This is a genomic window from Flavobacterium faecale (assembly GCF_003076455.1).
Lineage (GTDB): Bacteria > Bacteroidota > Bacteroidia > Flavobacteriales > Flavobacteriaceae > Flavobacterium > Flavobacterium faecale.
On sequence record NZ_CP020918.1, the window covers coordinates 3,719,521 to 3,737,993 of the forward strand.

General features: G+C 35.5%; 15 protein-coding genes. 9 read left to right on the plus strand and 6 right to left on the minus strand.

Annotated features, from left to right (window positions below; genetic code table 11):
• Positions 1–45: 45 nt before the first annotated feature.
• The 3 genes from FFWV33_RS15575 to FFWV33_RS15585 all read right to left on the minus strand — a co-directional run bounded on the left by FFWV33_RS15575 (position 46) and on the right by FFWV33_RS15585 (position 1,426).
• Positions 46–402 (minus strand): hypothetical protein, encoded by a 357-nt coding sequence (locus FFWV33_RS15575; RefSeq protein ID WP_108741758.1) that lies wholly within the window; start codon positions 400–402, stop codon positions 46–48.
• Between the two features lies 1 nt (position 403).
• Positions 404–607 carry a hypothetical protein gene (locus tag FFWV33_RS15580; RefSeq protein WP_108741759.1) on the minus strand — a complete coding sequence of 68 codons (204 nt, stop codon included), beginning with the start codon at positions 605–607 and terminating at the stop codon, positions 404–406.
• Between the two features lie 471 nt (positions 608–1,078).
• Positions 1,079–1,426 (minus strand): helix-turn-helix domain-containing protein, encoded by a 348-nt coding sequence (locus FFWV33_RS15585; protein WP_108741760.1) that lies wholly within the window; start codon positions 1,424–1,426, stop codon positions 1,079–1,081.
• A gap of 1,281 nt (positions 1,427–2,707) precedes the next feature.
• Here FFWV33_RS15585 and FFWV33_RS15590 point away from each other — a divergent pair.
• From FFWV33_RS15590 to FFWV33_RS15600, 3 genes are all read left to right on the plus strand, one after another.
• Positions 2,708–5,743 carry a SusC/RagA family TonB-linked outer membrane protein gene (locus tag FFWV33_RS15590; protein WP_108741761.1) on the plus strand — a complete coding sequence of 1,012 codons (3,036 nt, stop codon included), beginning with the start codon at positions 2,708–2,710 and terminating at the stop codon, positions 5,741–5,743.
• A 17-nt stretch (positions 5,744–5,760) separates the two neighbouring features.
• Positions 5,761–7,188: a RagB/SusD family nutrient uptake outer membrane protein gene (locus tag FFWV33_RS15595; protein ID WP_108741762.1), complete on the plus strand. Its 1,428-nt coding sequence runs from the start codon at positions 5,761–5,763 to the stop codon at positions 7,186–7,188.
• A gap of 103 nt (positions 7,189–7,291) precedes the next feature.
• Positions 7,292–9,811 carry an alpha/beta hydrolase family protein gene (locus FFWV33_RS15600; protein ID WP_159086051.1) on the plus strand — a complete coding sequence of 840 codons (2,520 nt, stop codon included), beginning with the start codon at positions 7,292–7,294 and terminating at the stop codon, positions 9,809–9,811.
• 98 nt (positions 9,812–9,909) lie between these two features.
• Here FFWV33_RS15600 and FFWV33_RS15605 read toward each other — a convergent pair whose 3' ends face one another.
• The 3 genes from FFWV33_RS15605 to FFWV33_RS15615 form a co-directional block, all read right to left on the minus strand.
• Positions 9,910–10,188, minus strand: coding sequence for a DUF6520 family protein (locus FFWV33_RS15605; RefSeq protein WP_108741764.1), 279 nt, complete (start codon positions 10,186–10,188; stop codon positions 9,910–9,912).
• A 101-nt stretch (positions 10,189–10,289) separates the two neighbouring features.
• Positions 10,290–11,801: a DoxX family protein gene (locus FFWV33_RS15610; RefSeq protein WP_108741765.1), complete on the minus strand. Its 1,512-nt coding sequence runs from the start codon at positions 11,799–11,801 to the stop codon at positions 10,290–10,292.
• Positions 11,802–12,117: 316 nt separating this feature from the next.
• Entirely contained in the window at positions 12,118–12,411 is a 294-nt protein-coding gene (locus FFWV33_RS15615) for a hypothetical protein (protein WP_108741766.1), read from the minus strand.
• Positions 12,412–12,566: 155 nt separating this feature from the next.
• Here FFWV33_RS15615 and FFWV33_RS15620 point away from each other — a divergent pair, with 155 nt between their 5' ends.
• From FFWV33_RS15620 to FFWV33_RS15645, 6 genes are all read left to right on the plus strand, one after another.
• Positions 12,567–13,469: a toprim domain-containing protein gene (locus tag FFWV33_RS15620; RefSeq protein ID WP_108742577.1), complete on the plus strand. Its 903-nt coding sequence runs from the start codon at positions 12,567–12,569 to the stop codon at positions 13,467–13,469.
• A gap of 280 nt (positions 13,470–13,749) precedes the next feature.
• Positions 13,750–14,139, plus strand: coding sequence for a plasmid mobilization protein (locus tag FFWV33_RS15625; RefSeq protein ID WP_425433137.1), 390 nt, complete (start codon positions 13,750–13,752; stop codon positions 14,137–14,139).
• Entirely contained in the window at positions 14,127–15,419 is a 1,293-nt protein-coding gene (locus tag FFWV33_RS15630) for a relaxase/mobilization nuclease domain-containing protein (RefSeq protein WP_108741768.1), read from the plus strand. Before FFWV33_RS15625 ends, FFWV33_RS15630 begins: the two co-directional genes overlap by 13 nt.
• Before the next feature lie 17 nt (positions 15,420–15,436).
• On the plus strand, positions 15,437–17,419 hold the full coding sequence (mobC, locus tag FFWV33_RS15635) for a conjugal transfer protein MobC (RefSeq protein ID WP_108742578.1): 1,983 nt from the start codon (positions 15,437–15,439) through the stop codon (positions 17,417–17,419).
• A 453-nt stretch (positions 17,420–17,872) separates the two neighbouring features.
• Positions 17,873–17,992 (plus strand): hypothetical protein, encoded by a 120-nt coding sequence (locus FFWV33_RS19780; RefSeq protein WP_425433145.1) that lies wholly within the window; start codon positions 17,873–17,875, stop codon positions 17,990–17,992.
• Positions 17,993–18,261: 269 nt separating this feature from the next.
• The gene (locus FFWV33_RS15645; RefSeq protein WP_016989164.1) at positions 18,262–18,471 is read left to right on the plus strand and encodes a type II toxin-antitoxin system Y4mF family antitoxin; all 210 of its coding nucleotides are present in this window, start codon (positions 18,262–18,264) and stop codon (positions 18,469–18,471) included.
• The last annotated feature ends 2 nt before the right edge of the window (positions 18,472–18,473 follow it).

Here is an 18,473-nt window from a genome sequence, read left to right on the forward strand (position 1 = left end):
GGCTATACAAGCTCAACGAACCCTTATCTGTTATACGCAGGTTTTTTATTTAGGTTTCAATTCAATAACTTTTTCAAGCGCAATATTCACAATTTCCATTAATGAGTTTGTTGAGCTTGAATAATCTAATTTTTCAATGAGATTATTAAAAAAAACTACTTCTTTTGAATATTGTTTTGTTTTAGTAAGTTTTAATAATGCTTTTGAAATATAGATTTTAACTTTCTCAAATTGTTTTTCATAAGAGCCTAAATTTTTTGCAAAAGTTTCCCCATTTTCCATTGTCATTACATTTTTCATATAACACAAATCTGCTCCATTTCTTGTTCCTCGTTGACAATTAAAAGCATTTCGAATTAACATTTCATAATTCATCGCTTCCGTGTAATTATTCACAGACATTTTAAGATTTTTTAAGTTTCATTAATCTGGAAAATAAAGCTGTATGTATATCATATTCCAACTTTCCCATATCATCCAATCCTTTATTTGTTTTGGTATCCATTCCTTGACTTTTCAAATCTTCTATTCTTTCACTTTTCAACTTCTCTAAATAATCTGCTGCAGCTTTTAAGTCAGCAAAGGACATTTCTTTTAAATCACTCATTTTATAAATTCATTTATGTTATTGTAAATGTAAAAACAATAGAAATAATTTATAAAATTTCTTCTTATTAATTATCAATGAGTTATCAACATCTTTTCGCCGATTCTGCGTTAATATTGCACCTAACTAATAAATAACATCCGGAAGTATCCCTTTTCTTTTAAGCTTTACCATAACGCATGCAATTTTTTTAAGCTTATAAATAAAAGTTTTTCTAATTATTAATACAATATCCACTTTTAGTGATATCTTGAAAAAATTACAAATGCTTAAAAGTAATCCACTAAACTTTTTTCCCTTTGCCTATTTTTTCATATATGAATATCGCGTTCAATAGGATTCAGTATGATATTTAAAGACATTTATGATACAGTACTACTTATTTTATTTTCTAATAAGAATTTAGAAAAAAACTCCACAATAACTTCAACTTTTGGAAATACTAAATGTTTATATTCTTTACCAGTGTACTTATTTTAAAGGCTCAATTTTCACCACCTCAGAACTTAACGCTTTAGTACCACTTTCATTCATAGTTTGTTTTACAATAACTTTAATCTTATCATATTGAGGAGTAGGGAACCTCATCAGATCTGAAATATTCTTAAATCCGAAAGCCTTTGCCAATAAAGTTAAATGACGAGTTGCATACTTATGTGATTCATTAATATTCTCTACATTACCAACAAAACTGCGAACTAATCCCATACCGGTACTTAATTGTTCCTGTGAAATTTTTTTCTCTACTCTAAGTCTCTTTATATGATTTATCAAGTCAAAATCAAATTGTGATATGGTATATTCTGTAATTTTTATCATTAATCTTATAAATTTTAACACCTATATATTGGTGTATTAAATAATTTTGCTATATTTGTTATAGCGAATTGATAATTAGCCTTTTTGGCATAATTAAAACGATGTTTTCTCGAGTCAAAACGACCAATTTTACTATCGAGAGTATCGTGAAGTCGCTCCATGTCATAAAGTTTCTTACTTTTGCAAACGGCATGCGAGCGGTTCTCACGTAAGCTTTAGATAGTACCTTTTTAGTCGAAAGATTTTAAAGATGGGTTTGGTCGCCCTTGACTCTAAAGTGTGAGGCCGCTCCTTGCTTTTTTGCAAGTATTCTTCATACCCGAAATACATCGTTCCATAACCATAAACCTATAAATTATGAGAACGAAATTTTTATGTATTACTCCATGTATTCCACCTTAATTAACTACTAATATGTAGCTTGCCTTTAGCCGCCACTTACTGAAAAAAAAGGCTACTTAGCTTGAGATACACCCTTACAAGAGCAGCTTAATTCAGCAGTACTTTTATGTACAGATGAGTGAAATCCTGAGCAGCTATAAAATGAGATTTATGAGCTATCATAATCCCATAATTATAAGTCACGGTAAACCTCAAGTACACTTAGCACTTAGATTTAAGCATTAATCTTTCAAACTCGCACTTTAAAAGTATTGTCTTTATTTCTATTTTCCAAATGGTGAACTTAAGTTTTCAGAATATGTTTCGGGACGGGGAGCAAAAGGTCTCGTATTAGCAAAAAGGCACAATGGGCATTTCTCAAAAGAATGTTGGCTAAAAGCATGCTATTATCCTTATAATCAAATGTAAAACAACAGACATGGGTTTGTAATTTATTAAACCTAAACACCTGCACCGAAATATCCTTTGAATACAATGGACATAGTTTAATTTGAGTTAGTTATCATAAGGTGCAGGATGTTTTTAGTGAGTTTTTTGAATAGAATTGAAAAAAGACAATAGAGAACAGATAATCCATAACCTACAAAAATTGCATTGATGAAATACTACAAACAAATACAAGCTACATTGATAGTGGCATTAATAGTAATAATTTGCCTTTGGCTTTATGGCTGCGGCAGTTTTTAAACTTGCAAAAACTATTACAACAATCCAAAACCGAAAACCGATAACAGAAAAAGCCTATGCCTTAATAAAGTAACAAAAAAACAAGTCCCTTAGCGGCTCAACACAAAAAAAGTCCCCTAACTCGCCGGCAAGCAAAAGTAGAGGACCATAGTAAAACAAAACTCACATTTCACCTAACCAAGAACCAAAATTATGAAAAATAATTCATTAATCAAGGAGGTAAGGACAACGGTGTATTCCTTTATTTTAGGAATTTGCCTGTTCTCCTCCTCTGCCGTAGCCAATAACCACCTACTCTTTTCAAATTTTCAGCAACCTACCCAAAAAATTAGTGGTACAATCACTGATGGTATTGGCCCTATGCCTGGAGTTACTATTACCGTTAAAGGAACGTCCACTACTACTATCTCAGATTACAATGGCCAGTATACGATCACGGCCTCTCCTACTGATGTTCTTGTCTTTTCGTTCATGGGATTCAAGTCTGTAGAAGTAGTTATTAGTTCGCAAAAAACAGTTGACATCCAACTCAAGGAAGATGCTACCGCTCTTCAAGAAGTACGAGTCAATGCTGGTTACTATTCTGTAAAAGAAAAAGAGCGTACGGGAAGTATTGCTAAAATTTTGGCGAAAGAAATTGAAACGCAACCGGTAACTAATGTTCTGGCTGCCATGCAGGGAAGAATGGCGGGAGTTAATATTACGCAAACAACTGGTGTTTCTGGTGGGGGGTTTGACCTACAAATTCGGGGACAAAACAGCTTGAGGTCCGACGGTAATAGACCGCTATATATTATTAATGGTGTCCCTTATTCCAGCGATCCTGTGGGGTTTGGTGCTACCGCTACCGTAATGCCCTCCTTAACGAGTCCGCTCAACAATTTGAATCCTGGCGATATTGAAAGTATCGAAGTCTTAAAAGATGCTGATGCCACAGCGATATATGGTTCACGTGGTGCCAATGGCGTCATACTTATTACAACCAAAAAAGGAAAGAAAGGCAAAACTACGTTCACCACCAACTATTCTAACGGAATTGGGAAAGTGACCCGCTTCATGAATTTGATGAATACTGATCAATATTTAGAGATGCGTCGTGAAGCTTTCTCTAATGATGGATACACGACTTATCCAGCAAGTGCTTATGAAGTTAATGGTACATGGGATCAAACTCGAAATACCAATTGGCAAAAAGTACTGACTGGTGGTACAGCTAACTTCATGAATTTGCAATCCTCTGTTTCAGGAGGTAATGAGCAGACTCAGTTTATCTTCAATGGAAGCTATAGCAATGAAACAACCGTTTTTCCTGCTAATTTTGGTTATAAAAAAGGAAATGCACGTATTAATTTGAATCATTCCTCCGAGAATAAAAAATTTGGCATCAACTTTTCTGCAGGTTACACGGTACAAGATAATAACCAACCCTCGACAGACTTAACCACCATTTCGCGAAAGCTAGCACCCAACGCACCTGCTTTGTATGATGCAGCAGGAAATCTCAATTGGGAGAACAGCACTTGGGAAAATCCGCTAAGCCATCTGAATGGGAAATCCTTAAGCAATACCTCTGACTTAGTTGCCAATGCAGTCTTATCTTATCAACTTCCATTTCAATTGGAATTTAAATCTAGCTTTGGCTATACGGATTTGAAACACAAAGAGAGTAGCACTTTCCCTTCTACTATTTATGATCCTGCCTATGGTTTAGGCAGTGAATTTTCTTCCTTATTTACAAATACTACAACGCGCCAATCTTGGATTATAGAACCTCAACTCAATTGGCATACTAGTTTTGGAAAAGGCAAAATTTCCATATTGGCAGGTGGTACTTTCAATCAACTCAACGGGCAGCAACTGGTTTTAGCAGGAGAAGGATTTACTAGTAATAGTTTGATTTATGACTTGGCTTCCGCCTCAACTGTTACCATCATGAGCAGTGGTGGTACAGAGTATAAATACCAAGCCTTTTTTGGACGTGCTAATTTTAGTTGGTCTGACCAATATTTCTTGAATGTAACGGGTCGACGAGATGGATCAAGTCGTTTTGGACCAGGAAACAAGTTTGCTACTTTTGGGGCTGTAGGTGCCGCTTGGTTGTTTTCTAAAGCATCTTTTATAAAAGACAGTAACGGATCGTTTTTGAGTTTTGGAAAACTTCGTGCTAGTTATGGAACTACGGGAAGTGATCAAATTGGAGATTACCAATATTTAGATACGTATAGTTCCAATGGGAATCCCTACCAAGGAACGGTAGGGATTGAAACCACACGACTCTTTAATCCCGACTTTGGATGGGAAAGCAACAAAAAGTTTGAGATCGCTACTGAACTCGGTTTTTTTAAAGATCGGATTTTTGTGACTGCCGGATGGTTTCGTAATACTTCATCTAATCAGTTGGTTGGTATTCCCTTGCCGGGGACCACGGGCTTTAGCAGTATTCAGGCTAATCTTGATGCTAGTGTACAAAATAGTGGTATAGAATTGACGTTGCGAACTGTGAATTTTCAAAAGAAAAATTTTGGATGGAGTAGCAATTTCAATATTAGTGTTTTAAAAAATAAATTACTTCGTTTTCCTGATTTAGCCAGTTCTACTTATGCCAATCAGTACGTTATTGGTGAACCGTTGAATATTGTAAAAGTTTATAACTATACAGGTCTAAATTCAGTAACTGGATTGTATGAGTTTGAGGATTTTAATGGCGATGGTCTTTTTTCTGCTAAAGACGATAGGCAATATTTAGTAGATTTAAATCCTGATTTTTATGGTGGTTTGCAAAACCAACTCAACTATAAAGGTATTCAACTCGATTTCCTTTTTCAGTTTGTCAAACAACTCAACTACAATTCGGCTTCGTCACTTGGCTTGCCTGGTAGTAGGAACAATCAAACAACAGATGTACTGGATCGCTGGCAAAACCCAGGAGATTTAGGACCGTTTCAGCAATACAGTACTGGAGTGAATACGGCGGTTAGTAGTGCTTTTACCCGATATCGTGACAGCAATGCTACTATAAGCGATGCCTCTTATATCCGTTTGAAGAATGTTTCCTTGAGTTATACGCTGCCTTCTTATTGGCTAAAAGGTGTTACTTGTCAAATTAATTTACAAGCGCAAAACTTACTCACTTTTACGTCCTACAAAGGCGCAGATCCAGAGTTTAGAACTAGAGGAGTATTGCCTCCTTTGAAAATTATTACCACTGGCGTTCAATTAACTTATTAATCTAAAAACTAACTGTTATGAAACCTATATTTAATCCAAAAAGTTTTTTATTTAAAATTCAAAAAAAGCGTATCCCTGTTATTTTTATGGGGTATAGCCTAGCTTGTATACTGTTACTAAGCGCTTGTGATAATTTTGTAGAAACGGATCAACCATCCTCACAACTTTCTACTCCTGTAGTTTTTGAAAGTCCAACTACCGCAACTGCAGCTATGGTCGCTATTTATGCCCAATTACGAAGTTCTACTTTATTGACTGGTTCCCCTCTTGGACTTTCCAATCAAATGGGTCATTATGCCGATGAACTAACTTTTTACGGTGATTCCGAAAATTCTACATTTGGATTGTATACTAACAGTTTGCTGGCATCCAATGAAGCCGTTGCAACTTTATGGGCCAGTAGCTATCGGGTTGTTTATAATACTAATGCTATGCTGGAAGGTATTGCAGCCTCTAAAAGTTTATCCCAAGACAAAGCAAATCAGCTGACAGGTGAGGCACTATTTGTGCGAGCATTAGTCCATTTTTATTTGTTGAATCTTTATGGCGAAATTCCATATATAACTACTACTGATTACAGACAAAATAGAGTTGCCTCTCGCCTACCAGTGGCTAAAGTTTATGAACTAATTATTGCTGATTTGGATAAGGCTTCCAGCTTGCTTCCTGAAAATGACGAAAGCGGAGAGCGGGTGCGACCGGACCAATATACTGCCCAAGCGCTACTTGCCAGAGTTTACTTATTTGATGAAAAATGGGCCGAAGCTTCTAATGTGGCTTCTGCAGTACTAAACAATACGGCAACTTATGCATTACAGGATGATCTCAATACCGTTTTCATGAACACCAGTAGCAGTACCATTTGGCAATTTTCCCCGTTTTTTTATGGTAGTGCAACAGAAGAAGGCAATCTCTATATTTTTACAGCTGGTCCTCCCCCTTTCACGGCTTTAAGCGATGCTCTTTTAAACTCTTTTGAGCCGATGGATCAACGCAAAATCAGTTGGACAACTGCTGTGAGCGACGGAAGCACGACTTGGTATTACGCCAGTAAATACAAGGACAATTCATCTGTTTCATTTTCTTTTGAATATTCCGTTGTTTTTCGATTAGAAGAGCAATATCTTATTCGTGCAGAAGCGAGAGCCCGTGCAGGAGACTTGATTGGTGCAAAAGAAGATCTAAATATCATTCGGAATCGAGCGGGATTACCAAATACGACAGCCATTTCGCAAGATGAAATCTTAAATGCTTTAGTACAAGAACGGCGAGTAGAATTATTTACCGAACACGGACATCGTTTTTTTGATCTCAAACGCTACGGAAAGCTAGATAGCGCTTTGAGTAACAAGGTCGGTTGGAATACCACTGATGCCTTATTTCCCATACCCGAAACAGAACTGCTATTGAATCCCAATTTATCTCCTCAGAACTTAGGATACTAATTCATCTTTTATGATAACTAGAAAAAAATATCAATCTCTGGGTCGCTCGTCTTCTCTTGTAAGACTGATACGCTTGTTACTTTTATCTAGCTCTAGCCTTTGTATGGCTCAGCTAAATCCTAAAAAAGCTGTAACAGCAGCTGATTATGCGCTTTGGGGAAAACTGACTCCCCAAAAACTCTCTGAAAATGGTACTTGGATTAGTTATAGCAGTAGCTATTCCTCGCATCAAGACACGTTGTTTGTAAAGAATACAGCGACCTTAAAAACTCATTTTTTTCCGAAAGGACAACAAGGCAAGTTTAGCACCGAAGCTGTTTTTGCCTATTATTCAGCTCCGAATACCTTAGCAGTTTTTAATTTACAAACAGCTCAAATTACAATTTTGGAAAGTGTGAACGAATACTTTTTTACGACAGATGATCAATACCTTATCGTTGTTTCTGACTCTAAAAAGGATCAAAAAATACTTATTTGTTCGCCAAATGGGCACATACTAAAAACAATTGATTCAATAAATACTTATTCTTTTAATACTGATAGTACTGTTCTTGCCATCACTTCTAAAAATAATACAGAGTCAATCGCTCAATTGATATTCTTGAAGGAGAATTTTAGAACTCTAAAAATTATAAATAGCCCAAAGGAAAACTTTAGTAAAATGAAATGGAATAAAGGTGGTACTGCATTGGGTTTTTACGGTAGTTCATCAACAAATTCCCTCTTAAATCCTAAACTATATTACTATTCGGTTAGCGAGAGTAAATTACACTTTTTTGATTCTAATACCCATCAAGAGTTCCCCAAAGACATGCTACTGTCAACTGATTCCGAAGCCCTAACTTTATCTGACGATGGTAATAAAGTATTTATTCAAACCTATAAAAAGACAGTCATTACTAAAGATACAGCTATGGTTTGGAATACTAAAGATCAATGGTTATACATACAACGACCACTAATGGAAAATTATACGTATAATGGTGTTTGGTTCCCAAAAAACAATCGTTTTTCACAAATTACCAATCATGCGATTTCTGGGATAATGCTGAACGGTTTGCAAAATGTAGCATTACTATTTGATTCAAGAATCAATGAAGCACAGTTCAAGGAGTATAGAGAATTAGATTACTGGTTGATGGATCTCAAGACTGGTAAAAAGAAACTTTTTTTAGAAAAATACGCTAATGATGGTACGCTGTTAGCATCACCAGAAGGAGATTATTTTTGTTATTTAAAAGATGGAGATTGGTGGGTATACAGCATTAGCAAAGCTTCTCACACAAATATTACACAACATATAAGGTTCGAATTCTATGAGAAAAAGTATGTTTCAGGTGATAAAACCTATCCATTTGGATTCGCGGGTTGGAGTAAGGATGAACGTTCTTTATTACTTTATGACGCCTTTGATGTTTGGGAAATTACACCAGATGGAAGGACTGCCAAAAGATTAACCAATGGTAGGGAAGATAATATCGTTTATAGAATAGTTTCGCAGCAACCTTCTCAACAAAAAACGAGTAACTTCAGTGGTTTCACGAGTGGTTATTTCAACTTAGACGATAACCTATATCTAAGTGCGGAGCGCACTGACTTTAGTGATAGCGGTTATTCGGTATGGAACCGCAAAAGAGGTACTCAATCCCTTGTTTTTCAGCCTAAAAAAGTTGATTATTTGACTACTGCCAAAAATGGTTCTTCTTTTATGTATTTGGAACAAACTTTTGACCAATCACCCGCTCTCATGTTCAAAGCTGGAATGTTAGCATCACCAACTGTCGTTTACCAAAGTAACTTACAGCAACAGCATTATCTTTGGGGAAAGTCAAAAGCAATAACTTATAAAGATATTTCTGGAAATCATCTAAAAGGAGTTCTCAATTATCCCGCCAGTTATGACCCATTTAAAAAATATCCCATGATCGTTCGTTTATATGAGAATCAGGCACACAACTTGCACAAATATATCAATCCATCGCTTTACAATTCGGCTGGATTCAACGTGAGTAACTTAACTTCGCAGGGCTATTTCGTACTCTACCCAGATATTGTTTATCAAGTAGGTCAACCTGGACAATCTGCTTTGGATTGTGTTTTAGCGGCTGTAAATGAAGCTCTTTCAACAGCATCTATCGCACCGACACATATTGGGCTTATTGGTCATTCTTTTGGCGGATACGAAACTAACTTTATTGTAACTCACAGCAATCGTTTTGCAGCAGCTGTTTCCGGTGCGGGAATTTCAGACTTTTACAGCCTGTATTTACGAACAAATGGAATTACGGGCAAGCCGAATTACTTTCGATTTGAATCACAACAGTTCAGGATGGGTACTTCTTTCTTTGACAATAAATGGGGATATCTGAATAATTCCCCTTTGTTTAATGCTCAACAGATGAATACTCCTCTTTTGTCCTGGACTGGAGAATCTGATACACAAATAGATTCTTCTCAAAGTATGCAATTTTTTATGGCGTTACGAAGACTTCAAAAAACGCACACCTTGTTAGTATACCCCAATGAAGAACATGGATTGGAAAAGAGAATTAACCAGCAACATTTGACACAGCAAATTGAAAAATGGTTTGCTCATTATTTAAAAAAAGGAGATTTGTTATAATACCTAACAGATCATAATTCTAAAAAACAATGCGGTTTCTTTCTGTAGAAACCGCATTGTCATTTACTACTGCTCTTATTGGCAGCTAGTCCTACATTTTAATTGTTTTTATAAAGCGGTACATTACAAGTAGCAGCATTAGGAGTAGTTTTACCCCATAATCGTACTTCCTCCGTTCCGACTGTACAAAAGTCGCCAACAATATCTGAACACATGTTTGATATATTACAAGCCGATGAAGGGCTTGTATGTGTATATCCTTGTTTCAATGCAAATGCTTTTGAATTTTTATTCATCGTATTTGAACTGAAAGCGCCAGTTACGGCTACTGCAATGACTGCCATTGGCATAATCATTTTTAAAATTTCTGTTTTCATAGTAATAAATTTAAAAATTAGGATCTACTCTTTTAACAGGTTTTCGATCTTATCCCTGATAGCCGGCCGGTTATATTCTAGTACATAAGTCATAGTACTCTTTATTTGTTCGAACTGCTTTTGAATAGGTGATTCAATTGATATACAACCAAATGTGTTCCTAGAATCGCATATAGTTTTTTATTATGAATATTAAAGCTTTTCATTTTTTCTTTGCCAATGTTGTAGATTGGAAAACTAAAAAGATAGCTGTTGTTGGCTAGGTCATACACGTCAATAATGGTGGCGGTTTCCCAAAGTTCTATTGCTTCATATTTACCAGGTAATGCAGAAGCTACAAATAGCAAATTATCATAAACAGTCATTGTTTTGTTAACAATAAAAGGAGGGGCTGTCATTTTACGTTCTTTTGACTTAGTCAAGTACTTTACTTGAATCTTAGCCCTACTGAATGTATCTATTGTTTTACCACGTCGTACTTCATTTAATGATTCGTTCACTACCATAAATTGGTTGCGGTACTTGTACAAGTACACGACTTTTTTTGTCACAGGATCGTATTTAAGCATTCCATCAGTGCCAAATACTCCATCGATTTGCTTTTGTAAGAGACCAGGTTTGAGATGCATTTTGTTCCTTTTTTCGAGTTCAAACAGTCCTAAAATATTCTCTCCGTTCTCAGGAGCAAAAGCACGAAATACAATTGATTTGGTATTTATCGGCTCTGCTTGTGTAAATCGAATCCCAAGAGGCGCTTGTAGTTTGGCTTGCCAATTTGCTGTGTTTCCAATATACAGGCAAGGAACTACTCCATCAAATAAATAGAAAGAAGAATCTAGCACTCTTGTCTCAACACTACGAAAAGTAAAATCAACTTTATCTAAATCAATTGTATGTCTTTTTTCAAATTTTAAAAGTGTATCAAATTCTGTAATTTGGAACGGTGTGGTGTAGTTTCCAAGGTAGATCCGCTTTTTACTAATACCTGCAAAATAATACGAATTAAATTTTAAATCAAGTTGTTGAATTTCCGTTGCTGGATAAGGAGGAAACCTTCTAATAAAAGTATTTCGATGATGGATAATCGTCTCCGAAAACAGAAAAAGAACCGACACGATTATAGTACTACAACCAAATAAAAAAGAACTCAAAATTAAATGTCGATACCGTTTCTTTACACTAGCTACTTTTGTTTTAGATGTTGCAAGAATGATACCTATCAGTGCTAAAAAAATGAAACCAATATTAAAAACAAGATGTTCCGTCCATCCCAAATCTTCCAGAATTCCACCACAAGAACAAGGAACAAAAGGACTGAAATTCAAAATAATGATTATGTATGTCGTAAACATAGTCATCAAACTAAAAGCTGCATAAAGCCCAAAAAGACGCCATTTTGGAAAAGATAAAAGTATCGATATTATCAACTCTACAATCACAACTCCCCAGGAAGCCCAACCAGCAAAAGCACTTAATAACGGAGATTGTCCCAATTGAACTTGAAAATTTTCAAAATCCAATAATTTACTCACTGCAGCATACACAAATAGCAGTATGTACAACAGACAAATTATCTCAATGATTCCATTCTTTATTGTTGCGCGTAATTTCATTGCTTTTCCTTTTTGGGTTAAACCGAATGAAGTTTAAATGTTCTCAACTTTGAAGTTTCTCTGGATCTAGATTTTAAAGTTTCAAAGTGTTGACGCTTATTTAAAACAATCATTCTTAAATACTTACCAAAATTACATTCCTTTTTTTCGAAACATGCTTTGAAAATCAAGCCAAAATATTTAAAAATCAAGCCAATTTTCGAATAAAGGATAGGAATAACTATTACTAGAACCGAACATGATTAAACCAAAAGAATGCCAAATAAACAGGATCAGTTTACTTGGTATTCTTTTGGTTTCTATTTAATGACCCCTTCTACTTCGTGGTTCCACTCAACGCATTTAGTTTTTCACTTAGTTCTATCAATCCGGCTTTTGAGAGACACTCCCCTCCTAGCGACCGCAACTCTTCCAAATTTTCTTCTGGAACACTGGTCAATAAGTTTGATGCTTTATCATCTACTTTAATCAATAATCCACGTTCGATAACATGGTTTAATAACAATACATTTTTACGGGAGATTTTCAAATCAATCTTCACCAGCTCATTCATGCCAGGGATACTAAGGATAGTATCAAAAACCTGGGCTACATCATTTGTTGTTAGCATAATCTTCTCGTTTTAAATTAATATTTCAGTACTCCAAAAATAAGAAGCTTACTTCAATTTATCCCAGTCAAAATATGATGAGGATTGGTCAAGGGATTTAGCTTTTTTACTTTAGTAAGCGGAATCTGAATTATGAACCTGATAAAATGTATGTTATGAATTTCAGCAACAATAACTTTTCAATAGAGCAAGCCAAAGCAATAGATCTAGTTGATTACTTAAAGTCCTTGGGTTTTGAACCTGAAAAAATTAGGCACAACGACTACTGGTACCTTTCGCCATTTAGGGATGAAAAAGAAGCTTCTTTTAAAATCAATCGTAGATTAAATCGCTGGTATGACCATGGCTTTGGAAAAGGTGGAAACTTGATTGATTTTGGTATCGAATATTACAAGTGTAGCATTCCTGAATTACTACGCAACTTAAGTGGTAATCTTTCTCTTCAACAGCCACTACTTTCCTCTTTAGAAAATAGTGTTCAGCAAGAACCTAAAATTAAGATTGTGGAAGTAAATACACTGACTTCGTATTCGCTATTACGCTATCTCGAACAGCGTACTATCCCAGTTGCAATTGCTCAACAGTTTTGCAAGGAAGTTCACTATAGTTTAAATGATAATACCTACTACGGAATTGGATTCAAAAATGATTTGGGAGGCTATGAAATTCGCAATCCCTATTTCAAAACAACAGCTTCACCAAAAGGAATAACCACCTTCGAAAATGGCAGTAATGAGGTAGTCGTTTTTGAAGGCTTTTTTGACTACTTATCCTTTAAAGCGATGACCAAAAACCTTCCTGAAAATAGTCAGGATTTTGTCATTCTAAACTCTGTTTCTTTTTTCGAAAGAGCACGACCATTTATGGAAAATCATGAAACCATTCGGCTATATTTTGACCAGGATGAAACAGGTCAAAGTTATACCAAACGTGCACTTTCTCTGAGTACTAAATACAAGGATGAAAGTACGCTTTATCGAAACTACAAAGACCTCAACGATTGGTCAGTGAATTTCGGAAAATCGAAAAAGAATAATTTGAGGCATAAAAACAGTTAGCTACTATCCCACTTCTCATAGGGAATTAGTACTACCGCATGCAATCCCCTAAAAACAACTTTAATGATCGAAGGCCATTACAAGTAGTTAAAAGATTGCCACGTTCCTGCAATCGGCCAGATGTCCGGTTGTTAAACAACCGAGTCTGGCTGCTTATCACTCGGGACTCGTGGGCAGTGAAACTGAAAAGCAAAAAAAGGCCTAAACACAATAAAATGAAGTATTGCAGCTCCGCAAGGACAAGTTAAAAATATTGAATTAATGAGTAAAATGAAAGATGATGGAAAAAGGAAATTCAAACCGAACACGCATAATTGGGCTGCGTCTAACAACCGCCGAATATGCAAAAATAGAGCGCAAATGGAAAGCCAGTACCTGCCGAAAGCTGAGCGATTATATACGTAGAAGTCTTTTTGATAAGCCTATTGTAACTACCTACCGAGACGCTTCGTTGGATGAATTTATGTTGCAAATGCTTCAGCTGCGAAAAGAGCTAAATGCAATAGGTAATAACTTTAATCAGGCTGTAAAAAAGCTTCATATTCTACAGCAGATTCCTGAATTTAAAAGTTGGTTGATTCGCTATGAACTAGAAAGTAAAATTCTTTTTAATAAGATTAATGAAGTTAAAAAATCCATTCAAAAATTTGCAGAATTATGGTTACGGTAATCAAAACAGGTCACTCTATTCATCGTATTTTAAACTACAACGAAAACAAAATCAAGGAAGGAGTGGCAGTATTTATGGGAGCAGGAAATTACCCTATTGACGATGCTAATTTGGCAATAAATATAAAGCTGAATCGGATGTTAAAACAAACTGCCTTAAACGAAAATGTGACACGGAATAGCGTGCATATTTCTCTGAATTTTGACCCTTCAGAAACATCTTTATCTAAAGAAAAACTAATGGCTATTGCGCATACTTATATGGAGAAAATTGGCTTTGGCCAACAACCTTATTTGGTCTATCAACATCATGATGCGGGGCATCCTCACATTCACATCGTCTCCATAAAAGTGAGGGAAGATGGAAGCAGAATTGATACCCAAAACATTGGTCAAAACCAGTCAGAAATAGCCAGAAAAGAAATAGAAATTTCCTTTGGCTTAGTTCCCGCTGAACGCCATAAAAGAAAACAAGATTATGAACTAACGCCAGTTGCAACTAGCAAAGTGTTATACGGTCGTACTCCCACTAAAAGAGCTATTACTATGGTGCTCGATGTGGTGCTAAACCAATATAAATACACCAGCCTTCCAGAACTTAATGCAGTCTTGCAACAATACAATATACTGGCTGATCGCGGTAGCGAAAATTCGAGGGTGTTTGCCAACAAGGGTTTATTATATCGCATTCTGGATCAAAATGGAAATAAGGTTGGAGTACCCATTAAAGCGAGTGACTTATACAGTAAGCCAACGCTTAAATTTCTAGAAGAGAAATTCATTCAGAACGAACAGCGTCGAAAGCCTCATAAGCTAAGGGTCAAAAACACGATTGATCTTCTATTACTGAGTAAGAAAACGGTCAGACTTCCAGAACTAATAAAAAGATTAGAGAAAGAGGGCATCAAGGCTGTACTTCGTCAGAATACCGATGGTTTACTTTATGGTATCACCTATGTTGACCATAGAACTAAATGTGTTTTTAATGGTAGCGCATTGGGAAAACAATACAGTGCTAAAGCAATTCAAGAGCGTTGCGGAGCAGAATCTGCTAGTCAAAATAAAACAACTTTTAGAATTAAAAATTCTAGGGAGGGTCAGCGTCAATGGGATTCTCAAGATTCTATTTTAAAAGAGACTTCGACCGTACTCCCTATTAGCGATTTAGGAAAAGTTTTAGATCAATTACTACAGCCAGAACAAGCATTCGATTATTTACCGAAGCAGTTAAAAGGAAAGCGCAAAAAGAAGAAAAGAAAAGGACAATCTGATAATCAGTAAACTATTAAATTATGGCTATGCAAACTGGAGAAAACGACCAAGCCTTGAGGAAAATATTAGATATGACTCGGCTTATCAGCATCCTACTTTTAGGATTGCATTTTTACTATTACTGTTACTCCTCTTTCAAATTCTGGGGATTCAGTAGTGCATTTAGCGACCAGATCTTAGGCAATATATATAAGGCTGGTTTGTTTAGTAATTTTCATAAATCAAAGTTATTTGCCGTAGGATTTCTTTTCATTTCTTTATTGGGTGCAAAAGGTAGAAAACAAGAGAAACTAAATTATAAAACAGCTTTTGCTTATAGTAGTACTGGACTACTAATCTACTTTTTAAGTTCGCTTTGCTTGCTACTGAAAATTAAGATAACGGAAGTAACGATTTTATATATTTCAATTTCTTCAGTTGGTTTTTTACTAATTCTTTCTGGTGGCACCATACTTTCTCGAATTATCAAAAACAGACTCAACAGCAAAGATATTTTCAATAAAGAAAATGAGACTTTCCCACAGGAAGAACGGCTACTTGAAAATGAGTTTTCGATCAATCTTCCAGCGCGCTATCATTTGAAAGATAAAGTACGAAACAGCTGGATTAATATTATCAATCCTTTCCGGGCTTTGATGGTTTTAGGATCTCCAGGATCTGGAAAATCGTATTTTGTAATTCGGCATGTGATCACCCAACATATCCGTAAAGGATTTACCATGTTCGTCTATGATTTTAAATTTGATGATCTTTCCAAAATAGCTTATAATACTTGGCTGAATCACAAACACGAATATCCTATAGCTCCTAAATTTTACATCATCAATTTTGATGATTTAACCCGAACCCATCGATGCAATCCTTTAGACCCTTCTGCTATGACGGATATTACAGATGCAGCCGAATCAGCCCGTACCATACTTATGGGACTCAACCGAGAATGGATCAAACGTCAGGGTGATTTCTTTGTGGAATCTCCTATCAATTTTCTAACCGCTATTATCTGGTATCTAAAAAAATATAAGGAGGGACAATTTTGTACGCTTCCACATGTAATTGAACTTATGCAAGCGGACTATGACAGTCTCTTTACCCTATTGCGAACGGAGAAGGAAGTCGAAGTGTTAATAAATCCTTTTGTCAATGCCTACCTCAACGATGTTATGGAACAATTAGAAGGTCAGATTGCTTCCGCCAAAGTAGCAATGGCACGTCTCTCCTCTCCCCAACTGTATTATGTTTTATCTGGAAACGATTTTACGTTAGATATCAATAATCCAGAAGAACCAAAGATTGTCTGCATGGGAAATAATCCACAGAAAATACAAATATACGGCGCTGTTTTATCACTCTATGTAAGTAGGCTGATCAAGCAAGTAAATCAAAAAGGCAAACAGAAAAGCAGTTTAATTTTTGATGAATTCCCAACGATCTATCTCAACAATATGGATAGCCTTATCGCTACTGCACGATCTAATAAAGTAGCTACTTGTTTGGGGATTCAGGACTTCAGTCAGCTCCGTAAAGAGTATGGCCGCGAACAGGCTGATGTGATTATGAATATCACTGGAAATATTGTTAGCGGTCAGGTTACTGGTGATACTGCCAAGCAACTTTCGGAACGATTTGGGAAAATTATGCAGGACAGAGAAAGCCTCTCCGTCAATAGCGGAGATACTTCTATAAGCCGGTCTAAGCAATTAGAGTCTGCTGTGCCACCCTCCAATATTTCTTCTCTAAGTTCTGGTGAGTTTGTAGGAATGGTAGCTGATGATCCTGATTGCAAAATTGAATTGAAGACTTTTCATTGCGAAATTATAAATGACCATCAAGCACTTAAAAAAGAACAGGATAACTATAAAGAAATTCCAATTATTCGAAAGTTAGACAATGCCATGGTGCAGCGTAATTATCTTCAAATTAAGCAGGATGTGCAGGACATTATTCATTCTGAGATGGAACGTTTGCTGAATGATCCTGGACTGGCTTACTTGGTGTTGAAGAAGTAGTCGATTGTATTGACTATTACGTCAAAGAAAGATTTTAGCTCAAATAAAGATCATCAATTTGCAAAAGACATCTATCTATTTAGTTTTTATTGTAGAAGAATGAATTTTATATACTTGCTAAAATTAAACGACTCAAATTTGTATGGTGCTAGACTATCCTATCTAAGAACTAAAACTGGGGTACACTTAAATTTTAAGCTGCGGGATCATTCGCTTAAGATACTAAAAGTTTACAATCAAAAATCGATGAACTCTTATCTGTTTCCTCTTTTACTGACGGAAGAGATAACCTCTAAACAGATTAAATACCGTAGTCATAAATTACTTGAGCAAATAAATCCAGCTCTGAAACAAATGATGGAAGTTTTAAAAATTAGCAAGCATATCACTTTTTACACTGCGTGACATACGTTTGCCACACTTTTAAAATTTGAAAACATTGCTATTGACGCTATTAGTGAAATGCTAGGTCATACGGACATTAGAACTACTCAGGCCTACCTTAATAAACGACCCAACAAAAAACTAGATAAAATCATTGATGATGTATTTGAGAATTCAAAATATTTCTAAAACAGTTATATTTATAGTGTAGTAAACTGTTTTATAACAAGTTTGTTTACATCAACAAAATGCGGTGGTAATTGTTGCTAATCACCGCATATATATATGATTATTATTACCGCCATATCAGTAATTTCACATCTTTCTTATTTTTCATAAGTAGAAACTATCATTTACTACTTAAATTTACTGCAATAACAGTAATATCGACTTATTTTTTATTAAAACATTTAATACAATAAATAAATACCATATTTTTACTGCCTAAACAGTATAAAATGAATGATTTCAATTTAGGAACTTTGATAAAAGACCATCGAAAAGAAGCTGGACTTACCCAACTGGAGTTGGCAAACCTTGCAGGAGTAGGAAAAACTACTGTTTTTGATATTGAAAAGAACAAAGAAACGATACGCTTTAATAATCTGCTTGCAGTACTTAAGGTATTGAATATAAAAGTAGAATTCATCAGCCCTCTAAATAAATAAAC

What these genes read in the sequence shown, in the direction of transcription:
- FFWV33_RS15575 (WP_108741758.1), bottom strand. Translation starts at nt 402, where the DNA reads ATGTCTGTGAATAATTACACGGAAGCGATGAATTATGAAATGTTAATT.
- FFWV33_RS15580 (WP_108741759.1), bottom strand. Translation starts at nt 607, where the DNA reads ATGAGTGATTTAAAAGAAATGTCCTTTGCTGACTTAAAAGCTGCAGCA.
- FFWV33_RS15585 (WP_108741760.1), bottom strand. Translation starts at nt 1,426, where the DNA reads ATGATAAAAATTACAGAATATACCATATCACAATTTGATTTTGACTTG.
- FFWV33_RS15590 (WP_108741761.1), top strand. Translation starts at nt 2,708, where the DNA reads ATGAAAAATAATTCATTAATCAAGGAGGTAAGGACAACGGTGTATTCC.
- FFWV33_RS15595 (WP_108741762.1), top strand. Translation starts at nt 5,761, where the DNA reads ATGAAACCTATATTTAATCCAAAAAGTTTTTTATTTAAAATTCAAAAA.
- FFWV33_RS15600 (WP_159086051.1), top strand. Translation starts at nt 7,292, where the DNA reads ATGGCTCAGCTAAATCCTAAAAAAGCTGTAACAGCAGCTGATTATGCG.
- FFWV33_RS15605 (WP_108741764.1), bottom strand. Translation starts at nt 10,188, where the DNA reads ATGAAAACAGAAATTTTAAAAATGATTATGCCAATGGCAGTCATTGCA.
- FFWV33_RS15610 (WP_108741765.1), bottom strand. Translation starts at nt 11,801, where the DNA reads ATGAAATTACGCGCAACAATAAAGAATGGAATCATTGAGATAATTTGT.
- FFWV33_RS15615 (WP_108741766.1), bottom strand. Translation starts at nt 12,411, where the DNA reads ATGCTAACAACAAATGATGTAGCCCAGGTTTTTGATACTATCCTTAGT.
- FFWV33_RS15620 (WP_108742577.1), top strand. Translation starts at nt 12,567, where the DNA reads ATGAATTTCAGCAACAATAACTTTTCAATAGAGCAAGCCAAAGCAATA.
- FFWV33_RS15625 (WP_425433137.1), top strand. Translation starts at nt 13,750, where the DNA reads ATGGAAAAAGGAAATTCAAACCGAACACGCATAATTGGGCTGCGTCTA.
- FFWV33_RS15630 (WP_108741768.1), top strand. Translation starts at nt 14,127, where the DNA reads ATGGTTACGGTAATCAAAACAGGTCACTCTATTCATCGTATTTTAAAC.
- mobC (WP_108742578.1), top strand. Translation starts at nt 15,437, where the DNA reads ATGCAAACTGGAGAAAACGACCAAGCCTTGAGGAAAATATTAGATATG.
- FFWV33_RS15645 (WP_016989164.1), top strand. Translation starts at nt 18,262, where the DNA reads ATGAATGATTTCAATTTAGGAACTTTGATAAAAGACCATCGAAAAGAA.